This is a genomic window from Peribacillus sp. FSL K6-1552 (assembly GCF_038005205.1).
GTDB classification, from domain to species: domain Bacteria; phylum Bacillota; class Bacilli; order Bacillales; family DSM-1321; genus Peribacillus; species Peribacillus butanolivorans.
This window is the reverse complement of sequence record NZ_JBBOST010000001.1, coordinates 226,397-250,918: the sequence shown is the minus strand read 5'-3', so window position 1 is coordinate 250,918 and position 24,522 is coordinate 226,397. Positions and strand designations below refer to the sequence as shown.

22 protein-coding genes are annotated in these 24,522 nt (G+C 38.8%); 8 read left to right on the top strand and 14 right to left on the bottom strand.

The annotated features are described in order from the left end of the window. Positions 1-59: 59 nt before the first annotated feature. The 4 genes from NST21_RS01310 to NST21_RS01295 form a co-directional block, all read right to left on the bottom strand. Entirely contained in the window at positions 60-1,814 is a 1,755-nt protein-coding gene (locus NST21_RS01310; RefSeq protein WP_340887357.1) for an FTR1 family protein, read from the bottom strand. Positions 1,815-1,902: 88 nt separating this feature from the next. Then, on the bottom strand, positions 1,903-3,189 hold the full coding sequence (gene efeB, locus NST21_RS01305; protein ID WP_340887355.1) for an iron uptake transporter deferrochelatase/peroxidase subunit: 1,287 nt from the start codon (positions 3,187-3,189) through the stop codon (positions 1,903-1,905). Continuing rightward, positions 3,190-4,041 carry an iron uptake system protein EfeO gene (gene efeO, locus NST21_RS01300; protein WP_053348261.1) on the bottom strand — a complete coding sequence of 284 codons (852 nt, stop codon included), beginning with the start codon at positions 4,039-4,041 and terminating at the stop codon, positions 3,190-3,192. Between the two features lie 204 nt (positions 4,042-4,245). Continuing rightward, entirely contained in the window at positions 4,246-4,734 is a 489-nt protein-coding gene (locus tag NST21_RS01295; protein ID WP_340887353.1) for a MarR family winged helix-turn-helix transcriptional regulator, read from the bottom strand. A gap of 132 nt (positions 4,735-4,866) precedes the next feature. Between NST21_RS01295 and NST21_RS01290 the strand changes: the two genes are divergently transcribed. Both NST21_RS01290 and NST21_RS01285 read left to right on the top strand, forming a co-directional pair. After that, on the top strand, positions 4,867-6,381 hold the full coding sequence (locus NST21_RS01290) for an MDR family MFS transporter (RefSeq protein WP_053348259.1): 1,515 nt from the start codon (positions 4,867-4,869) through the stop codon (positions 6,379-6,381). Between the two features lie 169 nt (positions 6,382-6,550). After that, positions 6,551-7,252 (top strand): SGNH/GDSL hydrolase family protein, encoded by a 702-nt coding sequence (locus tag NST21_RS01285; protein WP_252432540.1) that lies wholly within the window; start codon positions 6,551-6,553, stop codon positions 7,250-7,252. A 42-nt stretch (positions 7,253-7,294) separates the two neighbouring features. On the opposite strand, the gene def is transcribed toward NST21_RS01285, so the two are convergent. Then, positions 7,295-7,873, bottom strand: a complete 579-nt coding sequence (def, locus tag NST21_RS01280; protein ID WP_053348257.1) for a peptide deformylase — start codon at positions 7,871-7,873, stop codon at positions 7,295-7,297. Positions 7,874-8,105: 232 nt separating this feature from the next. Here def and NST21_RS01275 point away from each other — a divergent pair, with 232 nt between their 5' ends. Beyond that, positions 8,106-9,833 carry an AAA family ATPase gene (locus NST21_RS01275; protein WP_053348256.1) on the top strand — a complete coding sequence of 576 codons (1,728 nt, stop codon included), beginning with the start codon at positions 8,106-8,108 and terminating at the stop codon, positions 9,831-9,833. 45 nt (positions 9,834-9,878) lie between these two features. Here the strand turns inward: NST21_RS01275 and nagE are convergent, their stop codons facing one another. Continuing rightward, positions 9,879-11,789: an N-acetylglucosamine-specific PTS transporter subunit IIBC gene (gene nagE / locus NST21_RS01270; protein ID WP_340887351.1), complete on the bottom strand. Its 1,911-nt coding sequence runs from the start codon at positions 11,787-11,789 to the stop codon at positions 9,879-9,881. A gap of 311 nt (positions 11,790-12,100) precedes the next feature. Here nagE and nagA point away from each other — a divergent pair, with 311 nt between their 5' ends. The 5 genes from nagA (at position 12,101) to NST21_RS01245 (ending at position 16,292) form a co-directional block, all read left to right on the top strand. Next, positions 12,101-13,279 carry an N-acetylglucosamine-6-phosphate deacetylase gene (nagA, locus tag NST21_RS01265; protein WP_340887350.1) on the top strand — a complete coding sequence of 393 codons (1,179 nt, stop codon included), beginning with the start codon at positions 12,101-12,103 and terminating at the stop codon, positions 13,277-13,279. Further along, entirely contained in the window at positions 13,279-14,013 is a 735-nt protein-coding gene (gene nagB / locus NST21_RS01260; RefSeq protein WP_201188279.1) for a glucosamine-6-phosphate deaminase, read from the top strand. The genes nagA and nagB overlap by 1 nt, the downstream gene beginning before the upstream one ends. Positions 14,014-14,027: 14 nt before the next feature. Continuing rightward, positions 14,028-14,750 carry a phosphonate metabolism transcriptional regulator PhnF gene (gene phnF, locus NST21_RS01255; protein WP_340887347.1) on the top strand — a complete coding sequence of 241 codons (723 nt, stop codon included), beginning with the start codon at positions 14,028-14,030 and terminating at the stop codon, positions 14,748-14,750. Positions 14,751-14,836: 86 nt separating this feature from the next. Then, entirely contained in the window at positions 14,837-15,559 is a 723-nt protein-coding gene (locus NST21_RS01250; protein ID WP_340887346.1) for an SIS domain-containing protein, read from the top strand. Positions 15,560-15,767: 208 nt separating this feature from the next. Continuing rightward, positions 15,768-16,292, top strand: a complete 525-nt coding sequence (locus NST21_RS01245) for a YtxH domain-containing protein (RefSeq protein WP_340887344.1) — start codon at positions 15,768-15,770, stop codon at positions 16,290-16,292. A gap of 171 nt (positions 16,293-16,463) precedes the next feature. Here the strand turns inward: NST21_RS01245 and NST21_RS01240 are convergent, their stop codons facing one another. The 8 genes from NST21_RS01240 to NST21_RS01205 all read right to left on the bottom strand — a co-directional run bounded on the left by NST21_RS01240 (position 16,464) and on the right by NST21_RS01205 (position 24,462). Then, positions 16,464-17,354: a peptidylprolyl isomerase gene (locus NST21_RS01240; protein WP_340887343.1), complete on the bottom strand. Its 891-nt coding sequence runs from the start codon at positions 17,352-17,354 to the stop codon at positions 16,464-16,466. A 363-nt stretch (positions 17,355-17,717) separates the two neighbouring features. Beyond that, positions 17,718-18,791 (bottom strand): ABC transporter substrate-binding protein, encoded by a 1,074-nt coding sequence (locus NST21_RS01235; RefSeq protein ID WP_340887341.1) that lies wholly within the window; start codon positions 18,789-18,791, stop codon positions 17,718-17,720. Beyond that, positions 18,788-19,591 (bottom strand): ABC transporter permease, encoded by an 804-nt coding sequence (locus tag NST21_RS01230; RefSeq protein WP_340887339.1) that lies wholly within the window; start codon positions 19,589-19,591, stop codon positions 18,788-18,790. Before NST21_RS01230 ends, NST21_RS01235 begins: the two co-directional genes overlap by 4 nt. 1 nt (position 19,592) lies before the next feature. Continuing rightward, positions 19,593-20,396, bottom strand: a complete 804-nt coding sequence (locus NST21_RS01225; protein WP_053348246.1) for an ABC transporter permease — start codon at positions 20,394-20,396, stop codon at positions 19,593-19,595. Next, positions 20,386-21,495, bottom strand: a complete 1,110-nt coding sequence (locus NST21_RS01220; protein ID WP_053348245.1) for an ABC transporter ATP-binding protein — start codon at positions 21,493-21,495, stop codon at positions 20,386-20,388. Before NST21_RS01220 ends, NST21_RS01225 begins: the two co-directional genes overlap by 11 nt. Before the next feature lie 73 nt (positions 21,496-21,568). Then, positions 21,569-22,111 (bottom strand): helix-turn-helix domain-containing protein, encoded by a 543-nt coding sequence (locus NST21_RS01215; protein WP_053348244.1) that lies wholly within the window; start codon positions 22,109-22,111, stop codon positions 21,569-21,571. 174 nt (positions 22,112-22,285) lie between these two features. Beyond that, entirely contained in the window at positions 22,286-23,671 is a 1,386-nt protein-coding gene (locus tag NST21_RS01210) for a protoporphyrinogen oxidase (protein ID WP_340887335.1), read from the bottom strand. A 296-nt stretch (positions 23,672-23,967) separates the two neighbouring features. Further along, entirely contained in the window at positions 23,968-24,462 is a 495-nt protein-coding gene (locus NST21_RS01205) for a GNAT family N-acetyltransferase (protein ID WP_340887333.1), read from the bottom strand. Between the last annotated feature and the right edge of the window lie 60 nt (positions 24,463-24,522).

Below are 24,522 nucleotides of genomic sequence, written 5' to 3'. Positions count from 1 at the left end.
TCCAATTGTTAGATGTTGTCTAACAATTGGGGTGCAGTTCAATTCGTCAGTCCCTTTTTTTATTCAGATGCATGTACAGAATTGTTTTTTTTAACCCAATAGGTAGCCAGTAAGATCAACAGAATTAATACAGCTTGCGGCAGTATCGTTTCTACTGTCGGATAAAGTCCTATCCATTCTACAAACGGGAAGGAAGTAATCGTATGTGTCTTCAGCACTTGTGAAACTTGAAGTGAATGAATAGAGACCCCAAGAATCTTAAATGCCAAAACATAGATGAGTATCGTTGCTCCTTTAAAGAATAGGGTAATCGGTAGTTTCACGCTGTAACGTAGCATGATAAAACCAATCACTACTAATATGAGGAAGGCAATTGCAATCCCGCTTAATAGCTGCTTCAATTCCATATACGGCGCCATTCCTGCATAAAAGATAATTGTCTCCGCACCTTCACGGAAAATGGATAGAAAGCTAATTAAAGCAAACGAGACGATACTACCTGTAGCAATTGCTTGGTCCATTCGCTTGCCAATATAACGATTCCATGCATGGATATTCGATTTACTATGGAGCCAAAGGCCAATTGTCAACATCATCAATACTGCCACTATTCCAGTGATTCCCTCAATGTACTCACGGCTTGACGCAGCCGTAATTTGAGAGAAAACAATATTGATGATGACCGCAAAGATGGTACTCGCGGCTAATCCAGCACCGACCCCTGTCCAAATCCATTTTTGTTTGTCAGCTTGTCCAATTTTCTTTAGAAAAGACAATAATGTCGCTACAATCAAGAGTGCTTCTAGCCCCTCCCGTAAAAGAATCAAAGCAGCATCCCATGTTGTATAGCTCGTATCATCAATCAAGGGTAGCAACCGGGTGTTTAAATCCGAAACGATATCCTTCGCTTCCTCTGCTTTTATCTTTTTCGATTGTAACAAGCTGATTGCGGTCGGAACTTTTGTTTCCATATCACTGTACAACTTGCTGTCTCTTGTTGAAACTTCCCCTTCGACATTAGGCCAAATTGTTAAAATTTCATTTAACTGATCAATCGCCGAATCGATATCATTTTTTTCAATATCGGCTACGCTTCCTTGTAAGAGTTGTGTAACATCTCCAAGTGAATAAGTCACCTTCTGGTCTTCTTCTTCAACCTTACCAGCAAGAAAATCCTCCATTAAACCTTTTAATTCAGTAAGATTCGTTAAGGCTTTTTCCGAATCAGGAGGATCCTGTGTAATGGCTATCCGCACAAAGGCCATAGCTGTTTCAATCTTACCGTATGAAGCAACACTTTCCTCCCGGACAACAACCTCAGCGTCAGTCCATTGATTCAGCAGGTTTGCATATTGACTCTTAGCTTGAACAAAGTCTCCTTCAGCTATCGTTGCATCCAACTCATCAATTAATGGGATTAACGCTTGTAACCGGTCTTTATAGTCCGTCTTATCTACTGGATTTTCCTCTGTATCATATGTAATTAGAGTACTTGATAAAGCCGATAATTGCTTTTTAATTTCATCTGCGTCTGCTTGGTTCTTCACAGCACTTTTTACAGCCAATAATTGCTTGTCAACTTTCTTCGCAACTTCACTGTCCGTTTTTATCATTTTCCATTCTTTTTCAAATTGAGCTATATTATCCGAAACTGCGTCAAGGTCGCCGGATTTTGTCTTCATTAAACTATCGCCAATATAGACAAAAAGCTGATCATGATTTTCACCTGCTGAAACAACTCGTACTGCAGATGAAATAAATAAAAGACTGACTATTAAAACCAATATCCCACTTTTCCATTTAGAAACAGTCATACTGGTCCCTCCTTATTTATGAACTAAAATCGCCAACCCGGATACGCATCCATGCTGGCGATTTTCTCGTCTATCTTTTAAAATTCAATTACCTAAAAAGGGATTCTCCGATATAGCCACCCTTTTTCACACCTGGCAAACAAGCAAATACAGCACTACCTCGGTGAATGATATATTCATTCAGCTTATCATTTTTCGCAAGGCGTTCCTGTATAGGAACAAATTGTTTACTTGGGTTGCGTTGATAACAAATGAACAGAAGGCCAGCGTTCAAGCTTCCTGTTTTAGGATCCATTCCATCCGCATATGAATAAGGACGCCGCAGAATCTTTGCTTTTCCGTCCCCCCTGGATAGACTCATATGCGAATCTTCTGGAATAATCCGATTTCCATTCTTATCTTTAGCTTCTAAATCAACCTTATCAAATTCATTCTTCATCCCTAATGGAGCTCCACTGTCACGGTGACGGCCAAATGTATTTTCCTGCTCTTTCAATATAGTACGGTCCCATACTTCAATGTACATCTGAATTCGGCGTACAACCATATAACTGCCGCCAACAAGCCAGTCTGGACCATCCCCAGCCTTTACCCAAACATGTTCATTCATTTCACTGCTGTTCTTCTTATCCGGATTGGCAGTTCCGTCCTTAAACCCGAATAAGTTACGCGGTGTTGTTTTTTGAGAATCGGCTTGTTTAGTACGTTGGAAACCTGTTTGGGCCCAATGAATAATCGTTTTCCCTCTCCCGATTCTCACTAAGTTCCTAACGGCATGAAAAGCAACCTGAAGATCATCTGCACATGCTTGAATACAAATATCTCCGCCGCTCCAAGAATCTTCTAACGCATCTAAAGGGAATTTGGGCAGATCCTTTAATTCAGCAGGCTTTTTCGATTTCAAACCAAACCGATCTTTACCATTCTTCGTAAATAGGGTAGGACCCACTCCAAAAGTAATCGTCAAATTAGAAGGTGACAATTCTTTTGCTTCCCCAGTATCTTTTGGAGGCATACTAGTATTTAGAGAAGCTTCACCTACCAATTTTCCCTCTGTCATCTGAGCCGCTGCTTCTGTCCAGTCCTTAAATAGCTGGATTAAGTCGGATTTATTATCTGTCGTAACTTCCAGTGCTGCAAAATAAAGGTTATCCTGAGCTTCAGTAGTAATGCCCGCTTGATTTGTCCCATAAAATGGAACAACATTATTAGTTTGTCCATTTGCCTTCGAATCAGATAGATTCAAAAGCCCACCAAATCCAGAGGCTCCTATCACGACTCCGACCCCACCAACTCCTGCTGTTTTCAACATATTGCGACGACTTACTTTTTTAGTAAAAAGCGAAGTTTCGTCATTTGGCGTGTTTTCTTTCAATTATGATTCCTCCGTTACAATCCCTATTTGCGAAAGTGGTTCAGCTAATGCATCAATGGCTTGGCTTAGCTCTTTAACCTCAGATTCTTTTAAATCCGTATAAGAGGTATAGCCATTACCTTCTTTATGCTTCTCAAGCAAGCTGTATACATCGTCAAAACGTTGTTGGATTTCCGTTACAAGCTTTTCGTCTTTTTCTTTAAGAGCTGGTGTAAGAAGTTCGTAGATTTTTTCGGCACCTTCTACATTTGCAACAAAGTCATATAAATCTGTATGAGAGTATCGATCCTCTTCTCCAGTTACCTTACTCGTAGAAACTTCATTTAATAAATCAACCGCACCTGTGATTAATAAATCCGGTGTGACCTCAACAGTTTCAACTTTGGCACGAAGCAAATTGACATCACTCATCAACTGATTTGCATACTCTTCATAACCTTTTGTTGTGTTTTCTTCCCATAAACCCATTTCAATCCGGTGGTATCCGCCCCACTCTTCATCTTTAACGTCCCCTTTACGCGCATCAATTTTGGGATCAAGATCGCCAAATACTTCTGCAATTGGTTCAGCTCTCTCATAATGCATACGGGCCGGTGCGTATACTTCCTTCGCTTTTTCAATATCACCAGACGTTACAGCTGTCGTAAACTCTTCAGTCGCTTTTACAAACTCCTCTATTTCACCAATCGCATATTCCCGATATTCGCTAGATACATCATCTAAAGCACTCGCACTTGCACTCGTTTCTTTGGCATTCTTGTCTGCCGGTTTTACTTCTTCCTTTTCCTGTGAACAGCCAAATAGTAGGCTAGTAGATAGTAAGACTGCTAATGATGCCTTTGTTTTCTTCATATATGAATCTCCCTTTTAAATGAATTCTAGATTCATATTAGCAGACAATGAAAATCATTATCAATATAAATTTTGTTGAAAACGAGACATTTTTCATATGTTGTGGAAGAATTTGTTATATCTCTAACGTTTTTCTTTCTCATTAAAAAGGGAAAAACGCCTATTTCACACTCCTCATATCTCTAAAAGTAAAAAGGGTAGCCTTTATTTCAGCCACCCTTCCCGTTCACTCATTAACTTGTCATTTTCCTTGTCCATAATTTCTGAGATATCCTCCACAAATTGAAGGATAAATGTAAGCTCTTGCTCATTATAAGCGGAACATAGATTTTTGGTAGCCGTAGAGAGTGATTGATAATGCGATTTGATCTGTTCTTGTCTTGCGGGCATCGGGACAATCATTACCCGCCTTCCATCCAATTGATCTCGTTCCCTTTTTACATAGCAAGATTTTTCAAGACGATCGATTAGCGCCGTTACCGAGCCCGTGCTCAACCCCGTAATTTTCGATAGTTCACCGGCGGTTATCGGTCCTGTTTCATTCAATATCTCAGCAGTCTTTAAGTCCGTATGGGTAACTCCTATTTTTTGGGCCATGTTTTGTTGAAATAAAACCGATCTCATTCCATATCTTTTCAGACTATGCGTTAACTTCTCTAACAAATCTGCATTCACCATATTATCGCTTGACATAAAATACCACCCCTCTTACACTTAAATTTATCTTGATAATCAAGATAAATGATTTTATTTTATCTTAATGGTTATCATTCATTTATGTAAATAAAATTATGAAATATTAGTACGCACTAAGGAGGAAAATAAATGAAAGAACAAAAAAACCAAAAATTCATTGTTGCCGGTTTATTATTAGGTATCTTGATGTCAGCAATGGATAATACGATTGTTGCGACTGCCATGGGAACGATCGTTTCAGATTTAGGCGGTTTCGATAAGTTTGTCTGGGTGACATCCGCTTATATGGTCGCCACAATGGCAAGCATGCCAATTTTCGGTAAGCTTTCCGACATGTATGGACGGAAGAGGTTTTTTATTTTTGGCCTCGTAGTCTTTCTAATCGGCTCTGCATTATGTGGTATGGCTCAAAGCATAGTCCAGTTAAGTATTTTTCGGGCAATCCAGGGGATTGGTGGCGGCGCTTTAATGCCGATTGCTTTTACAATCATATTCGATATTTTCCCACCTGAGAAACGCGGAAAATTAACTGGGCTTTTCGGAGCTGTATTTGGAGCTTCAAGTGTATTGGGCCCGCTTTTAGGTGCTTATATTACAGAGTATTCTAGCTGGAACTGGATTTTCTATGTCAATGTTCCAATCGGAATCATTTCTTTATTTTTCATCATGCGATATTACAAAGAGTCAGCCAATACCCAGGAACAAAAAATTGATTGGGGTGGGGCAGCAACACTCGTTATTGCCGTTATTAGCTTAATGTTTGCCCTCGAACTGGGCGGAGAGTATGGTTGGGATTCATTTCCTATCATAGGTCTGTTTGCAAGCTTTTTAGTTTTCTTCATTTCTTTTTTCTTTTTCGAAAAAAGAGCAAAAGATCCTATCATTTCATTATGGTTATTTAAAAGACGGTTGTTTGCAACCTCTCAAATCTTGGCCATCCTATATGGCGGTACATTTATTATTTTAACTGTCTATATACCAATTTTCGTCCAAGCTGTTTACGGGGGATCTGCAACAAATGCCGGGTTAATTCTTACTCCCATGATGCTTGGTTCCGTCGTTGGTAGTGCAATTGGTGGGATATTCAATACAAAGACCAGCTTCCGCAACTTGATGACAATTTCTGTCGTCTGCTATTTTGCAGGAATGCTTCTGTTAGGGACAATTACCCCTGATACAAGCAGAACTTTACTAACACTTTACATGATTCTGACTGGCTTCGGCATGGGCTTTTCGTTCTCTCTTTTGCCTATTGCTTCGATTCATAATTTGGAACCGAGGTTTCGCGGATCGGCCAACTCTACAAACTCATTCCTACGTTCTTTTGGGATGACACTCGGTGTTACGATTTATGGAGCGATACAGAATAATGTATTCACAAGTAAAATGACAGACGCATTTAAAGGGATGCAGGGAGGACCGGACACATCAGTACTAATGGAGGACCCTCGTCAGCTCTTCCAATCAGATGCACGTGCCCAGATTCCGGACTTTATCCTAGATAAAATTGTTCATGCAATGTCTGATTCAATTTCCTTAATATTCACTTTGGCCCTCATCCCAATCGGTCTTGCTGCAATCACGGTTTTCTTTATGGGAAAAACAAGAGTAGAAACGCCTCCAAAAGAGGAATCGTTACAATAGACTAAAAAAGCGCTGGGCTTTCAGCGCTTTTTTAAGTTTTTATTAAGGAAAAGCGGGTACTATTTCAATAAAATACCTCTCTTCTATATGAATAGAAAGTAAAGTTTGCTGAAAAACTATTCTACTACTAAAATAATAAGTAACACAGTCACATACCGAGGTGAGAAATTTGAAGATTGTATGTTTTGGGGATAGTTTAACCAGAGGTATTTCTTATGTTAAAGGTCGGCTTCGCATTATTAAAGACAATTATCCGAACTCTTTAGCTAAGCTTACAGAATCGTTGCCATTCGTTGAAGTATTGAATAAAGGGGTTTTCAATGACAACTCCGACCTGCTAGTTAGCCGGATCGATAAAGATGTCATGTCAGAAAATCCTGATATCGTATTAATAGAGGTTGGTGGAAACGACTGTAACTTCCATTGGGATGAAGTCGCCAAAAATCCAGAAGGTGATCATGAGCCAATTGTTCCCATCGAACGGTACCTAGAAAATATTACTCATCTTGTCAAACAGGTTCAGGACAAGCATGTCACACCTTTTCTTTTAACCCTCCCACCACTAGATCCAGCTAGGTATTACCGGTCTATTGCTGAAAGGTTCGGGCCTTCAATCGGGCATTTTGTGTCCCAAGTCGGCGGAATTGAACATTGGCATGGAATGTATAACCGCCAATTGAAAAACCTCGCTGAAGAACTTAAGGTGCCACTGATTGATGTGCGTTCCTACATTAAATCCGCTGGCGACTTGAACCACTTAATTAGCGATGATGGCATCCACCTCACTTCCAAAGGATACCAACAAATGAGTATGGCCATATTCAGTGATTTACAGAAGCATATGGCAGGGAGAATTCTTCCACAATCTTAAACATGTAAAAAGGCAAAGCATTGGCGCTTTGCCTCTTTGGTATTACAAGCTTTTCACTTCTACATTTTCTGGAAGCTTGAAAGGGTTCTCGATATTGATACGATCATAAAACATCATCCCGTTTAAATGATCTAGCTCATGTTGAAACACGATAGCAGCAAAGCCCTTCAGCCGCATCTCGATTTGCTCACCTTTGCTATCCAATGCTTTAATTTTAACCCGTTCATAACGAGGTACATAGCCTTTTATATCACGGTCAACAGAAAGACAGCCTTCACTTTGCGGTAAATAAATCATCGTAGCTGAATGGCTGATTATTTTCGGGTTCACAACGGCATATTCAATCAGCTTCCCTTTTTCATCCGGAAAATACATAACAAACATGCGTTTATTCAAGCCAATCTGATTTGCCGACAAACCAACACCTTCACGCAAATTGTATTTCTTTTGAAGTTTTGGGTCTTGGCTATTTTTTAAATATTGCATCATGCACTCCAGCGTTTCACGATCTTCATCTGAAATCGGCAGGCTAACTTCATCCGTTACCTGGCGCAGAATTGGATCTCCTTCTCTGACGATATCCTTCATTGTAATCAAATAGTCTTTTATAAATTTACTCATAGAACTTCACACTCTTCTACCTTTTTATTTTTTCATGACTTAGACCATTTCACTTTAGCATTTCATTTTTAAAAAGTCTAATATGCAGGTTGAAAATAGACTAGTACTCATCCCTAAGTTATTGCCATTTCGCACCTTTACATTATTTACCTAGATTTCAAGGACTAAAGACCTATAGAATACACGTTTAAATATTCTATACTGAATATATATCCTTAAAGGAGATGAAAATTTGAACTCGAATTCTAAATTTGTCTCGAAGTTGCTGCCGTTCTTAACGGCTTTCATTGTGATAATAGGTGGAATTAGTTGGTATGTTGTAACTCAATCAAAGGAAATGGTTATTCCCTTTTCTTCTGTTGAAAAGACAATTAAAGCTCAAAATGGGGCCCTTGTCTCAATAGAAGAGAAACGAAACGGTACCCTTCACATCACTACACCAGATGGAGAATATGTTTCTAATATTCCCCCCAACAGTCAAATGATCAATAAACTAGTCGAAACTTATAATGTTCAATATTCATTCTCATCAACTAATAAGTCAGCATTATGGATTTTAGGTGGATTGATGGCAGCATTAGTCACAACCATTGTTATTATACAGAAAAGGTCAAAAGGTGGATTACTTATTGGCAGCAAGAAACAAAGCATTTCTGCTCCTAGAGCTTTGCCCGAGATAACTTTGGAGGATGTAGGCGGTTTGCAAACCGAAATCAAACAAGAAATCCTGCAAACCCTAACTACTCTAAAAGAACCAGAACGTTCAGCTAAAATTGGAATTAAGCCTCCTCAAGGCATTTTATTATACGGCCCCCCAGGAACTGGGAAAACGCTTCTTGCACAGGCAATTGCAAAAGAATTGGGTGCCAACTTCTTCTCAACAAGCGGTTCGGCCTTCAACGAAATGTTTGTCGGTGTTGGAGCAGCCCGTGTCCGTAGTCTTTTTCAAAATGCACGTAAGCAATCACCAGCTGTCATTTTCATTGACGAAGTAGACGCATTAGCGGGTAAACGGAAAGCTCATGGTGGAGAAGAAGGCGAAAAAACGCTGACTGAACTACTTGTCCAATTGGATGGAGGCCATCCAAATGAAGGCATTTTATTTATTGCCGCAACAAACCGGAAAGATATGCTCGATGAGGCATTTCTTCGCCCTGGTAGAATTGATTTTTCCTTTCAAGTACCACTTCCAGATACACAGGGAAGAAAAGAAATCATTGCTATCCATACTAAAGGAAAGCGACTCGCAACAGATGTACTTGCTTCCTTGGATGAACTGGCTGAAAGCACATCAGGTTTCTCCGGGGCAGATTTAAGGTCTCTATTTGATACTGCTTCCCGTCATGCTCTCAGAAATGAACAGGAAATGATTCGCAAACAAGATCTCGATTATGCAATTGACCGTACAATTCTTGGTGCCACATCACGTACCTTGAATGATGTAGATACTAAACGCCGCGTGGCCATCCATGAAAGTGGACATGCTTTGATTGCAGCCCTAACCAAACCTGGCTCTGTTCGAAAAGCTACCATCATACCGCGTGGTGAAGCTCTTGGATATGTAGCACCGATTCCGAAAGAACTTCATTTATCTACAGCAAGTGAATTACTTGATCAAGTCAAAATGATTTTAGCAGGTGGCGTTGCAGAAAGAATGTATTTAGGGGAACACAGCATCGGTGTAGGCGGCGACGTACAACAGGCGAAACATCTACTTGAGCAAATGGTCGATACCGGAATGCTTCAAGATGGATTTACCCTAACATTTAATAAAGGCGAGAAAGAACAAAAGATGCAGGAACTGTTCACAAAAGCGATTCAGGAAACGGAAAAATTGCTCGATTCAAATCGCCCGCAGTATGAAGAGCTGGTCGAAGAGCTACTGAAAAAAGAAACGCTTGAAGGGACGGAAGTTCAAAATATTGTTGATGCTTCACCTCAGGAACTGGTTTTGGTTTAATTTAAAAGAAGGCGTCCTATTGGACGCCTTCTTTTTTACTGTTATTTAAAGTTTTTCCAACCGAACGATGTCTGCTGTATTTTGTTTCTGGAACCCTGTCTTCTGTAATTTCACTGCCGTTCCTTCAGGTAAGTTAGTGAATATGATAGGAGTAACAGTAGACGGAGCATTTATTTTTATGAAATCTAGGTCAACTTCCAAAAGAGGCGTTCCTTTTGTTATCTTTTGACCTTCTTGTACAAGAGATGTAAAGCCTTCTCCATTTAATTTAACTGTATCTAAACCAACATGGATCAGAATTTCCAGACCATTATTCATTTTCAATCCCAATGCATGCTTTGTTGGGAAGATACTTAACACTTCCCCATCAATTGGTGATACGAGTGTCCCATTTACCGGCTCAATTGCGAAGCCGTCACCCATCATTTTCATAGCAAACACTTGATCAGGAACTTGGTCCAACGGCAAAACATTACCTTCTAACGGAAGAACAAAATCATTTACACCTAATGCTTGGTTTTCTACTACTGTTTCAGCCATTACTTGTGCTGATGGATTTGTTTTAACTTGGCTTGAATAGGCATCATTCTTTACAAGTTGTTTCATCGCATTGGCAACAAATTCTACATTTGTTCCAACAATGACCTGAACACTTGATTTATTTAACTTCATTACGCCACGTGCACCATGTCTTTTTAATGCTACTTCATTCACATTATCTGAATTGCCAACCTCTAAACGTAACCGTGTTGCACAATTATCTATAACTTTAATATTTTCTTTACCGCCAAGGTCTTGAATGAAAAGTGACCCCATATCGGCATATTTATCCCCTGTTTTCACAACAGTATCTTCTTCTGCTTCTTCCTCATCATCTTCACGACCAGGTGTTTTTAAATCCATAATTTTTATAACAAAATAGAAAATCACAAAGTAAATTGCAGCGTAAACTAATCCAATCGGTATTAACCATAGTGGTTTTTGAGCAATACCAAAGTTCAAGAAATAATCAATGGCTCCTGCTGAGAATCCAAAACCATGATGGATATCCAATAGAACAGCGAGAGCTAATGAGATCCCAGTTAAAATTGCATGTATTACATATAATACTGGAGCAATGAACATAAACAGAAATTCAATTGGTTCAGTGATTCCTGTTAAGAAAGAAGTGAAAGCTAAACCAACCAGCATCCCCGTTACTAATTTACGTTTCTCTTTCTTAGCAGCTGCAATCATCGCTAATGCTGCTGCTGGTAAACCGAACATCATGATAGGGAAAAATCCTGTCATAAATGGCCCAGCAGTTGGATCACCTGCGAAGAAACGGTTTATATCACCAGTTGCTCCATTGTATTCACCAAAAACAAACCATACCATACTATTCAAGACGTGATGCAAACCTACTGGAAGCAATAAGCGATTCAATACGCCAAATACACCAGCACCTAAAGCTCCTGCACCTGTAATCCAGTCTCCAACGTTATTGATTACATCTTGAATTGGCGGCCATACAAAACCAAATATTCCTGCCAGTATTATCATCGCTAACGATGTAATAATCGGAACAAATCGTTTCCCTGAAAAGAATCCAAGCCATTCAGGGAGTCTTATTTCAGAGTATCTATTATATAGGAAGGCAGCAACTATACCTGATAAAATCCCACCTAAAACAGCCATATCGATATCTTTATTAATTGCTTGTGTACCATTCGTTAAAACAAAGTAACCAACAAGACCAGCTAATGCTGCTGCACCGCTTCCGTCTTTAGATAATCCTATCGCTATACCTAAAGCGAACAGTATGGCAAGATTATCAAAAATCGCTTTTCCTGCGGCAGCTATAAATGCAATATCAAGTAAATCCGGTTGACCTAGGCGAAGCAATAAAGCCGCTGCAGGCAAAACAGCGATCGGTAACATCAAAGCTTTCCCAATCTTTTGTAAAAAATTTAACATCGAACTCATCTCCCTTGTTCCTAACTTCTTTTGATTCAGCAGAACGAAAAGACGTATAAAGCGTTTTCATTTTGTCAATATAATAAGTTTTCTTTGGATTATACTAGCATAGAAAATATATAGATGTCTATACCAATTCATTTGAAAATATACTATATTCTTCGAAAATAAAGCAAAAATATCATTTTTATTCCCGTCACTCCATAACTGGTCTAGACAACTTATAATAAAAGCGATAAAATGAGGGCAAAATATATGAGACCAATTTATGACTCATTCATTAAGTTTTACTTTCATAAAGGAGATTATGTATGAAAACATTCATTATTAATAATCTAATAGTTTATAGCGAAAAGGAAACATACAAAAATGGGTACATTAAAGTCGTCGACGGAAAAATTGCCGAAGTAGGTCCAGTCAACCAATACAAACATGACGATGATGCTAAAGTAATTACACTTTCACCGGATTATCAGGTGATTCCAGGTGCCATCGATATTCATATTCACGGGGCATCTAATGCTGATGCAATGGACGCCACATATGAAGCTTTATCTACAATGGCAGAAACTCTTCCAAAAGAAGGAACTACCAGCTTTCTGGCCACTACAATGACTCAATCAACAGATGCCATTGAATCAGCACTTCTTAATGCGGGTAATTATATCGGAAGTCAAACACAGAATCACGCTGAAATAGTTGGGATTCATTTAGAAGGTCCTTTCATTTCACCAGCACGTAAGGGAGCACAGCCTGAAGAGTACATCGTTGATCCTGATGTCCCTCTATTTAAAAGATGGCAGGAAATTGCCCAAAATCAGATCAAGCTTGTAACGCTTGCACCTGAACAACAAAACGGATTAGATCTTGCAGCTCACTTAAAGGAAACAGGCGTCGTCGCTTCCATTGGACATTCAGATGCAACGTATGACCAAATAGGTGAAGCGATTTCTGCAGGGACTACTCACGTCACGCATCTTTATAATGGGATGCGGGGTCTTCATCACCGCGAGCCTGGTGTATTGGGTGCTGCTTATCTTAGAGACGAGCTGTTTGTTGAACTTATTGCTGATGGCATTCACTGCCGACCGGAAATGGTGAAGTTAGCTTATAGCCAAATTACCAGTGACCGGATGATCTTGATAACGGACTCGCTTCGTGCCAAATGGCTTGAAAAGGGTACCTATGATTTAGGCGGCCAGCCCGTGTATGTTAACGAAACGACAGCAACCCTATCAAATGGAACACTCGCAGGCAGTATATTGAAAATGAACGATGCCATTAAGAACACCTTGCAATATACAGGTTGTTCCATGACTGACATTATTAAAATGACGGCAGAAAATCCTGCCAAACAGCTTCGGATTTTTGATCGAAAAGGTAGTATACATGTTGGAAAAGATGCTGATCTTGTAATATTAAATGAAAAATTGGATGTTGAAATGACGTTCTGCAGAGGTAAATTAGCATTTAAAAAGGAGAATGTATAATGAATATTATTAAAGTGCAGGATTACAAAGAAATGAGTCAGTCAGCTGCAAATATAGTCATTCGAAAAGTTAAAGAGAATTCGAAAATCAAGCTCGGTCTTGCAACAGGCGGGACGCCAAAAGGGACGTACGATACGCTAATTGAAGATCACATGCAAAATAATACTTCTTATGAAAACGTAACATCATTTAATCTTGATGAGTATATCGGCTTAGATTCAAATGATCCAAACAGTTATCATTATTATATGGACCAGTCATTATTTGCTCATATTAATATAAATAAAGAACAAACTTATCTTCCAAATGGTACAGCCGATAATCTGGACAAGGAATGTACTCGTTTTGACAAAATGATTGAAACATTGGGTGGGATTGACCTTCAAATACTTGGAATTGGACAAAATGGTCATATTGGTTTTAATGAACCAGGAACTTCTTTCTCATCTGGTACACATGTAGTCGCACTTGAGGAATCAACTCGACAAGCGAACGCACGCTATTTCGACTCCATCGACGAAGTACCCACACATGCAATTACGATGGGTATTGCCACAATAATGAAAAGTAAAGAAATTCTGCTGCTAATATCAGGAGAAGAGAAAGCCGAAACCTTGAAGAAATTAATACACGGGGAAATAACAGAGGAATTTCCTGCATCTATCCTTAAAAAACATAATAATGTTACAATTATCGCGGACCAAAAAGCGTTATCTGGAGTGTTAATACCCTAAAGGAGCGAAAATCAATGATTGATAAAAACTCACCTCTTCCAATTTATTTTCAAATCGAAGAACAAATAAAAAGACAAATAGAAAGTGGTGAGTTCCAAGCGCACAATGCCCTTCCATCTGAACGTGAATATGCAGAACAATTTGAAATTAGCCGAATGACTGTCCGTCAAGCCATAAATAACCTAGTTAATGATGGATACCTATATCGTCAGAAAGGCAGAGGAACCTTTGTAGCCGATAAGAAGCTGGAGCAGCAGCTTAATGGACTGACTAGCTTTACAGAGGATATGAAAGCCCGAGGGTTAAACCCAAGCAGTAAACTGCTGAGCTTCGAAATCATTCCGGCAAATAAAAAAATTGCTAATGAACTGCACATTTCCACTTATGCTCCTGTTTATGAAATAAAGCGGATACGATTGGCCGATGACGTTCCAATGGCACTCGAAACGATGTATATGTCTGCGAATTTAATTAAGGGATTAACTGAAGAAATTATCAATCTGTCTCTTTACCAATATATAGAAAATTACGCTAAACTTAAAATCGACTATGCTACGCAAACATTAGAATCAGCGATTGCTTCAGATACAGAAATTACCCATTTAGCGATTCCTAAACATTCGCCCATTTTATTCATTCAAAGGAATACGTTTTTACAAGATGGAACCCCCCTAGAATATGTTAAATCAGCTTATCGTGCAGACAGGTATAAGTTTATAATCAACATTACTAGATAATTTGAATATTTTCACCGGATATGCAAGTTAGGACAAATTCATCACTATAATCTTTTAATGCTAAAGGTAATCGGAGGGTGTCACATATGAACTCATATTTTGAAGCAGTGCAGGATTTACTCTCAACTGTGGTAGAACAGGAAAAGCTTTCGATTAAGGAATCTGTGAAACACATCTCAAAAGCAGTAATGTCAGATGGAATCATCCATTTGTTCGGAAGCGGACACTCTCATATTTTGACAGAAGAGGTATTCTACCGCTCAGGCGGGTTAGCAGCCATTCGTCCTATTTTCGTTGAAGATTTGATGCTTTTTAAGGGAGCATCAAGGTCATCGCAACTTGAAAGACAAAATGGCCTATCAGAGAAATTCATGAATGATGAGGATATCCGTCCTGGTGATGTCTGTATCGTTATTTCATCCTCTGGTGTGAATCCCGTTCCCATCGATGTTGCTACAATCGCAAAAGAAAAAGGCGCCTTTGTTATTGGATTAACTTCACCTGAGTATGCTAACAGTTGTTCTTCACGGCATAAACAGAAACTTTATCTCCACGATGTCGTTGATTTAGTCATAGACAATCATATTTCCAAAGGTGATACATTACTGAAATCAAACAATATATCATTTGGATCTGGATCGACTGTAATTGGAGCTGTCCTTCTAAATATGATTTTCACCCAAGTCATTGAGACCATTATTAAATCAGGGGTGACCCCTCCCGTTTTCCTAAGTGGGAATATCGAAGGGGCAGATGAACACAATCAAAAACTAATAGCGAAATATAAAACAAGGATTCCCCAATTGTGAATCCTTTTACCCAAAAAGAATACATAAGTTTTTTGTTTCGTTAGTTCCATATGCAAAATTAAAAGAAGGCATCCGTATGGATGCCTTCTTTTAATTTTAGAGGTACTCCCTTTTATTCCTTGTTTTTATTATACAAGTTTAAGCTATGGTAAATAAGGGAAAACCCTAATAAGCAATCAATCTACTATTCTTAGAGGAGGAAATATAGATGACACAACCAACTATTGAAACTGAAACGAATAGCAAACTGTTAAAAGGTATTCTTATAGGCGGACTTGTAGGCGGTGCTTTAACCTTACTTGACTCCAACACAAGGAATAAAGTAAAAAGATCGGCAATCCTTTTAAAAGACAACTCCGTGAATATGATTGAACAAGTTAAGGAAAATCCAGACGAAGTGAAGGAACAGATGGTATCTGGCGTTAAAGGAGCAACCAACACGATTAAAGAGGCAATCAATGACGTTGAAACTTTATATGAAAACGTTAATGAAGACGTGGTAGGTAAGGTAACCGAAGTAAAGGATATCTCCACTGATGCCCTTGATTCAGCCAAAGAAGCAACAAGTGAACTAAAATGCATCAGCTCCAAAGTTGTAGTGGCGGGAAAACAATTGAAAGAAACCCCAGCTCAGTCATTAAAAGATGACAATAATAAAGGAGAAAAAGAAAGTGATGAACTAGTTACAAAATCAGAACTCTCCAATGAAAAGTCCATTTCATCTAACTTCTAACAAATAAAAAAGGAGAAGAGGACATTACGTCTCTGCTCCTTTTTTCTAAATATGGTCCTATCCTCTTCAATGATCATATTTTCAAAAAGATTACTAAATACAATGGATAGTGTTATAAAAAAGATGGTCCAAAGTGGATGTTATTCGATTTGGAATCATCCTTTTCACCCCTTATTCAGTACCTTCTAATTTATTCGTTATCTCATGATCTTCTTTTACTTCAGCTAACCAAACAGAATATTCCTCTTGTAATCTTTCAGAAAGAAGCGTTTCTTTAATTTCTTTTTTACTGTCTTCTAAATTAGCTTTTTTCGCTTCCTTCTTACCGGTTACTTTTATGATATGGTACCCATAATCGGATTTAACTGGATCACTGACTTTATCTATATCAAGATCAAAGGCAACGTCTTCAAATTCCTTCACCATATCACCTTTACCAAAGTATCCTAAGCTTCCACCCTTTTCTGCCGTTTTTGTATCAGTAGAATATTCAGCTGCCAATTTAGCAAAATCGCCACCTTCTGCAATTTCTTTCGCAACTTTCTTAGCCGTTTTTTCGTCATCAACTAAAATATGACTAGCTTCCACTTGTTCTGCTTGAGCAAAGGTATCTTTATTATCTTCAAAATACGTACTGATTTCATCATCTGTCACGGTAATTCTCGGTTCAATCAATTTTTTCGTTTGAAGATAAACCACGATGTCTTTTTTCAAGGCATCCATGGAAGAACCGCTTGCTTCCAATTGTTCTTTGAACGCTTTTTCATCACCATAGGATTCTACCAGAGTATCGATCTCTTTCTGGATTTCTTCATCCTTAATTTTAATTCCCTCTTTTTCCGCTTCCAATGCAACCAATTTATTTGTAATTAATAAGTTTAATGTATCCGCTCCATACCCCTCAACAAGTGCGTCATAAAGCTCATCCTTATTGATTTTCTCTCCATCCACGCTCGCCATTGTCTTATCTGTAGACGAAATCATCGCAAATACCATGATACCGGCAATGATTAAACTGCTTCCTGCCCAAACATATGCCTTCTTGCTTCTTAATAGTTTCATGAATACTCTCCTTAATTTTTCTATTATAATAGCTTGGAAATATTAATAAATCCTTAAGATTTTACTCCCACTGCTGTATGCACCTTATCCTGTCATTATACTAACATACTTACCTCTCAACTGATATTTTAGAGTACTTTTACTAAAGACTGATCGTCTACCCTTTGACCAGGTCAATAAAGATTCGTTATTCCAAAGATGATAAGTTATATCATAATACTGAATTTTGGAGTGAAGTCATCAGAGGTGATGGTGTACTTTTCTATGTTTAGCACGAAATCCCCATTAGAACTTGTCACAAACTTAGAAAAGAAAAAGCATGGTGTAAGAAGAAGATTCCTCTTACACCATGCTTTTTTTGTGTTATTTACGATGCATTTTGAATTCCAAAAAGAGTTCATTGTAATGGGCTAAGTTTTTCTTCCCAAGGTTTTCGTACACTTCCAGTTTCTCTGTTAATTCTGGTGATGGATAAAAACGTTCATCCTTCACTACTTCTTCCGGCATATATTTCAACGCTTCTTTATTAGGAGTTGAGTAGCTAACATATTCAGCATTTTGTGCCGCTACTTCTGGATCCAGCATGAAATTGATAAACTGATGAGCCGCGTCCACATTTTTGGTCGTTTTCGGTATAACCATATTATCAAACCATAAATTGGACCCCTCTTTTGGCACCACATATTCGAGATCTTCATTTTCAGCCATAATTTCAGAAGCCACTCCAGACCAAACCAGACCAATCGCCGCCTCCTGTGCTTCCAATAGCATGCGGCTTTCATCCCCAACAATTGCTTTAATGTTCGGAGTGAGTGTATCTAGCTTGGCTTTTGCCTCTTGAAGATGTTCTTCATTCGTATCATTCAGTGAATAATTCAAAGAGTTCAGCCCCATACCCATTACTTCTCGGGCACCATCTGTTAAGAGGATTTCATTTTTCAAATCCTTATCCCATAAATCTGCCCAGGCAGTAATCTCTTTACCACCAAGCATCTTAGAATTATAAACAATGCCAACAGTTCCCCAGAAGTAAGGAACGGAAAATTTATTTTCTGGATCGAACGGCAGGTTGATAAATCGCTCGTCGATATTTTTCAAATTAGGAAGCTTGGAATGATCCAAGGGAACAAGTAAATCTTCTTCACGCATTTTATCAATCATATATTCGGACGGAATAGCGATATCATAAGTCGTACCGCCCTGTTCGATTTTGGTCATCATTGCTTCATTAGAATCGAACGTCTCATAAATGACCTTGATGCCTGTTTCTTCTTCAAAACGGTCGATTAAATCTGAATCGATGTAATCGCCCCAATTATAGATGGTAAGCGTATTGCTGCTCGTAAAACCCTGCGATGTATTCAATCTTGAAATCGCATATAAAAGCAGGGCAGATACGACAGAAATGACTAAGAACATTTGGACGAGCTTTTTCATCGTCTCCCCCCCATTCCCGTCTGCCTGACTCGTTGAGTAATAAAATAATAAACGACAACCAACAGAAGTGTTACTGCGAACAGCAATGTCGATAACGCATTAATATTTAATGAAATTCCACGGCGCGCCAATGAATAGATTTCCACGGAAAGGGTGGAGAATCCGTTACCGGTCACAAAAAATGTAACCGCAAAATCATCGAGTGAATAAGTCAAAGCCATAAAAAACCCAGCAAAGATACCTGGTAAAATGTAAGGCAAGATAACCTTCGTCAATACATCCCACCGACTTGCCCCTAAATCACGGGCAGCATCGATTAAGGTCGGACTCATCTCCTGAAGTTTTGGAAGCACGAGTAGAACAACAATTGGAATACTGAAGGCGATGTGTGACAACAGTACGGAGTAAAACCCGAGCTTGATTCCGGCCATTGTGAAAAGAATCAGGAAGGAGGCACCAATAATCACATCTGGGCTGACGATCAATACGTTATTCAGAGACAATAACGTATTTTTTGCTTTACTGCTCGTAAAGGACCGGATTCCAATTGCTCCAATCACGCCAATGATCGTAGCGATTAGTGCAGATAATAAAGCAATCACAAGTGTATTTAATACAATGATCAACAACCTTGTATCTTGGAACAGCTCCTTATACCATTCAAAGGTAAACCCTTTAAAGTCATACATCGTACCACCGCTGTTAAACGAGTAAAATACTAAAAAGAAAATCGGTGCATAGAGTATGAGAAAAATCAAAACGAGAAACGCTTTTGATAATGGTGATAATTTATTACTCATTTTACACACCCTGCTTTCGGTTACCCGTTACAAACATAATCAGGAACATTATAATAATCAAAAAGACAGCAATTGTGGAACCCATTCCCCAATCCTGTGTCACGAGAAAATGCTGCTCGATTGCCGTACCAAGGGTAATGACACGATTACCGGCAATCAACCTTGTCAACATGAACAATGAAAGTGCTGGGATGAAGACGACCTGGCACCCCGTCTTAACACCATCGATTGTTAACGGGAAAATCACGCGGCGGAATGTCATCCATCGGGACGCTCCTAAGTCATTTGCCGCATCTAAAAGTGTTGGATTCATTTCGTCCAGTGCATTGAATATCGGTAAGATCATGAACGGGATAAATATATAAACCGAAACGAATATGAAACTGAAATCTGTAAAGAGAATTTGCTGCTTCCCAATTCCTATCGCTTCTAGAAAACCATTCGCCACACCATATGTGCCAAAAATACCGATAAAGGCATAAGCTTTTAAGAGTAAATTAATCCAAGAAGGTACGATGATCAGTAACAGCCACAACTGCTTATGTTTGGTTTTTGTCAACAAGTAAGCAGTCGGATAGGCCACTAACAGCGATATCCCTGTAATTAAAAAAGCATACCAAAATGAGCTCAAAGTCATTTTTAAATAAACGGGTGTAAAGAATTTTTGATAGTTAATCAATGATAGATTTCCTTCGATATCAAAAAAAGAATAATAAAGGATGAGCAGAATAGGCGCAATAACAAATAGAGCAATCCATAGGACATAAGGAATGAAGTAAATATTACGGGACATTTTATTCTGCATGACTTTCCCCATCATGATACGCTTCTAGACGCTTATCGAATTCTTCCTCTGTTTCACCTAACCTCATGACATGAATTGCTTCAGGATCGAAATACAGTCCAATTTCGTCTCCAACTGTCGCCTTTTTAGTAGATTGGACAAGCCATTCATTACCATCATGGTCATAGCAGCTGATTTCGTAATGCACACCACGAAATAGCTGAGAATCCACTCGAACCTGCAGTTTCCCGCGATCAACAGAAGTAATCTCTAAATCTTCTGGACGGATGACAATATCCACTGCTTCATTACGATTCAAACCTTGGTCGACGCATTCAAATTGCCTGCCGACAAATTCCACTAGATAATCTTCAATCATTTTTCCTTTTACGATGTTAGACTCACCAATGAAATCGGCAACAAATCGATTCAGCGGCTCATCATAAATATCCGTAGGCGTCCCACTTTGCTGAATTTTCCCTTTGTTGAGGACAAAGATTTCATCCGACATCGCGAGTGCTTCCTCTTGGTCATGAGTGACGAAGATAAAGGTGATTCCAAGCCTTTGTTGTAGTTCACGTAATTCATATTGCATTTCTGTACGCAATTTCAAATCAAGGGCAGATAACGGTTCATCAAGAAGGATAACTTCTGGTTCATTAACAATCGCTCGTGCAATCGCTACCCGTTGGCGCTGACCGCCGGACATTTCCCTGATTTCACGTTTTTCATAGCCCTCCAAATTTACGAAGCTCAGAGCTTCCTTTACCTTTATTTCTACATCCGCATTTTTCATTTTTTTGATTCTGAGCCCGAATGCCACATTTTCAAATACATTTAAATGCGGAAAAAGTGCATAATCTTGAAAAACCGTATTAACTTGTCGTTTATTGGCTGGAACATTATTGATTTTTTTTCCTTCAAAATAAATATCGCCCTTGGAAGCTTCCGTAAATCCCGCAATCAAGCGAAGGATAGTTGTCTTACCACAGCCTGAAGGACCTAAGAGTGTGTAGAACTTGCCCCTCTCAACTTCAAAACTAACATTATCGAGAACAACGGTATCATCATCAAATTGCTTTGTAACGTGTTCGAAGCGTATAATCTTCTCGTTTGTCATAGCTACTTCCCTCTTTCCATTACCTTAATAATCTATTTTTACCCTAAACAAACGGCAGCATATGTTTTAGTTTCTATAAATATGATTCCGTCACCACAAGCAATAACTCCGATGGACCATCAAAATCATTGATGATTTGGTGTTCATCAGATGCATGAAAATAAATCGATTCCCCGGCTTTTACGAGATAAGTATGTGTACCTAGCTTTACAATAACTCTTCCGCTTAATACGTAACCGAATGTTTCCGATAAGGATGGTTCAAATTTTTTGAATTCCCCTTTTTCCTGAAGAGTCAGGCGAATTGGTTCCATTTCCTTCTCATTCGATTCAGGTACAAGCCACTGAATTTGATAGCCTCGTTCCTCATCGATAAAAAATGTTTGTGCCTCTTCCTCATAAACTACTTTCTGGACCTGTTCCTCTTCATCGAAGAATTGCTTTGGGGTACAGCCTAGTACTTCTAAAATATTGAAGAAAGTTTCAATTGAAGGCGAACTCAAATCTCTTTCTAATTGTGAAATATACCCTTTGCTTAAATCAGTTCTTTCTCCCAACTCTTCTTGGGTCAATCCCTTTTTCAAACGAAGGTTTTTTATTTTCTTTCCAATTTGCATAATTTTACCCTCAATCGGTTTACAAATAGTAAACTCAAAGTGCATAAAGTTTTGTATTAGTAAACTTAAAGTTTAATTTAACGAATATTATTATACAGGAAATGCAGGAAACTTCAAACGAAATTTCCAGGATAGCAGATACAAAAAAAGGACTGCCCCCCTGGCAGTCCCCCTTTACAACTTCGCATAAATCTCTTGTGCTTTCTTTTCCCCATCTGCAATACAGTCCGGTATTCCGACACCATTGTATGAACAGCCAGCAAGTAAAATATTCGGATAATTCTCGGCGATTTTCGCCTCCAACGATTGAACAATGTGAGGATGCTTTATATGGTAGTTCGGCATATCTTCATGCCATTTTGTTACTTCACTAGTTATAGGAGTCCCGGAAATACCCAAGCTATTTTTAATATCACCTAAAGCCACCTGTATTAATTCCTGTTTCGTTAGGGACTGTAATCGATCATAGTCTGGACTTGAGCTTTTATAAAAGAGCCTTACTAAAAGCTGACTGTTTTCAGAGGTATGCCCCCATTTCCTGCTCGTCCACGTACAGGCGTTACAAATTAAATCACTATTATCACCAGCAATGAAACCTGTCCCATCATTAGGAAGCATGCTATCTGGTATATCAAACCCAAGATAAATGCTAATCATCGAGCTATTGATTAAGCCCGCGAAGTCTTTATCCAGCTCCTGATCACCCAATAGTTTCTGGGCAATAGTGTGCGGCGTACTCAATACGACGAAATCTGTTTCCAGCATTTCACCATTTGCCAATGAAATTATATACCCTTCATCATTCTTTATTATTTTTTCCGCCTGGGTCCCTTTTAAAATTTCCACCATATCGAGACTTTCCTCAATACGGTCAATCAATACAGATAAGCCATTTTTAAATGAAAGGAACTTCTTATTTCCCTTGCTCTGGTATTTCTGCTTATTTTCAGATAGACCGCGTATGATGCTGCCATATTCATTTTTATAATCCAGCATCTCTGGCAGTGTTTTAGCAATGGTCAATTCATTCAATTTCCCTGAATAAACACCCGATAGGACAGGTGAAATTTGTTTTTGCACCAATTCCTTACCTAAGAAACTTTCAAGAAATAAGCCGATTGAGTCATTCTTCGTAAACGTCTCATTTTTTGTATAGAAATCCTTTAAGGCGTCGACTTTCCCTTGTGCAGATACAAGTTCACTCTCCGCCAAAGACTCTATGCTCATTGGAATTCCAAATAAGGCATCTTCCGGGATTTTCTTTAGCACGCCATCCGTATGGATAAATGATTTTCCTGTAGCATTATAGACCACTTGATCCTCTAGGTTCAATTCTTTAAGAAATGGTTTTATATTTTGTTTCCTGGCAACAATCGAATCGGCACCCGCTTCTATTTTAAATGGCCCTTCATGCACGGTCCTGATTTTACCGCCTAATTCCTCATTACCTTCTATTAATATTAATCGTACGGAGAGACTGTCCGCTTTAGCTGCTTTTTGTAAATAATACATGGTTGATAAACCTGTAATGCCTCCACCTACGACTACGACTGTTTTCATTAGGACTACACCTCGATTAACGAAATTTTCATTAAGTAAAGTGTACCATAAGGCAGCCGTATTATTAAAAGCGACCCTCTAAATCATCAAGTTTCCTAATGAAACTTGTAACAAATTGGACAAAGAAAAAGACCTTCCCTGTTTCGAAAAGTCTAATTGCCCTATGCATATATCAGTTGTTACCTATTTAATAATTCGTAATCGAATGAATCTATATTTACGTGTGGTTCCTTTTTCTTTTTTTCCAATCAGAAGGAAAGCAATACCCTTCACAAACCAACCCATCAAATGCAATCTCAAAATCTATATTCCATTATCTCCATCCACCCGCTTCTTCCTTCTTTTTGAATTCCTGTATCTTGAAATCCCGATTTCTCATATAGAGTTTTCGCTACCACGTTCATGGCGTCCACTGCAAGAATAATCGAATCTTTGTTTGGAAAAATCCCCTTTGCGAATTCTGGAAGGACTTGCAAGGCTTTCTTCGCAATTTTTTGGCCTTGGTGCTTTTGATCAACGAGAAATCCACGGAGTAAAATTGCTTTCTTATTGTTGGTGAAAGGGCTAATGTTTTCTCCAATGTGTAAAACGAAAAAACCAACAGGGATACCATCAGCCAATATAACGAAAGGATGCCTGTCTACATCTTCCCGGCAGTATTGTAGTGACTGTTCCGGTAGAGCTGAAAAGGAGGTTTGTGTTTCCGGTAAATAAAACTGTGACAGCTCCTGATGATGCTCCAGCAGATAAGGCTTTAAAGTGATGGTCTCGATTTTCTGATCCTGTTCCACCTGATCACACTCCTTCAATATTGAATACCTTAATAATTCGATACTTCCTCCGAAAATCCC

Bases quoted from the DNA above. Each gene is read 5' to 3' on its own strand.
- NST21_RS01310 (WP_340887357.1), bottom strand. From the start codon at position 1,814: ATGACTGTTTCTAAATGGAAAAGTGGGATATTGGTTTTAATAGTCAGT.
- efeO (WP_053348261.1), bottom strand. From the start codon at position 4,041: ATGAAGAAAACAAAGGCATCATTAGCAGTCTTACTATCTACTAGCCTA.
- NST21_RS01295 (WP_340887353.1), bottom strand. From the start codon at position 4,734: ATGTCAAGCGATAATATGGTGAATGCAGATTTGTTAGAGAAGTTAACG.
- NST21_RS01290 (WP_053348259.1), top strand. From the start codon at position 4,867: ATGAAAGAACAAAAAAACCAAAAATTCATTGTTGCCGGTTTATTATTA.
- def (WP_053348257.1), bottom strand. From the start codon at position 7,873: ATGAGTAAATTTATAAAAGACTATTTGATTACAATGAAGGATATCGTC.
- nagE (WP_340887351.1), bottom strand. From the start codon at position 11,789: ATGTTAAATTTTTTACAAAAGATTGGGAAAGCTTTGATGTTACCGATC.
- nagA (WP_340887350.1), top strand. From the start codon at position 12,101: ATGAAAACATTCATTATTAATAATCTAATAGTTTATAGCGAAAAGGAA.
- nagB (WP_201188279.1), top strand. From the start codon at position 13,279: ATGAATATTATTAAAGTGCAGGATTACAAAGAAATGAGTCAGTCAGCT.
- phnF (WP_340887347.1), top strand. From the start codon at position 14,028: ATGATTGATAAAAACTCACCTCTTCCAATTTATTTTCAAATCGAAGAA.
- NST21_RS01250 (WP_340887346.1), top strand. From the start codon at position 14,837: ATGAACTCATATTTTGAAGCAGTGCAGGATTTACTCTCAACTGTGGTA.
- NST21_RS01245 (WP_340887344.1), top strand. From the start codon at position 15,768: ATGACACAACCAACTATTGAAACTGAAACGAATAGCAAACTGTTAAAA.
- NST21_RS01240 (WP_340887343.1), bottom strand. From the start codon at position 17,354: ATGAAACTATTAAGAAGCAAGAAGGCATATGTTTGGGCAGGAAGCAGT.
- NST21_RS01235 (WP_340887341.1), bottom strand. From the start codon at position 18,791: ATGAAAAAGCTCGTCCAAATGTTCTTAGTCATTTCTGTCGTATCTGCC.
- NST21_RS01230 (WP_340887339.1), bottom strand. From the start codon at position 19,591: ATGAGTAATAAATTATCACCATTATCAAAAGCGTTTCTCGTTTTGATT.
- NST21_RS01225 (WP_053348246.1), bottom strand. From the start codon at position 20,396: ATGCAGAATAAAATGTCCCGTAATATTTACTTCATTCCTTATGTCCTA.
- NST21_RS01220 (WP_053348245.1), bottom strand. From the start codon at position 21,495: ATGACAAACGAGAAGATTATACGCTTCGAACACGTTACAAAGCAATTT.
- NST21_RS01215 (WP_053348244.1), bottom strand. From the start codon at position 22,111: ATGCAAATTGGAAAGAAAATAAAAAACCTTCGTTTGAAAAAGGGATTG.
- NST21_RS01210 (WP_340887335.1), bottom strand. From the start codon at position 23,671: ATGAAAACAGTCGTAGTCGTAGGTGGAGGCATTACAGGTTTATCAACC.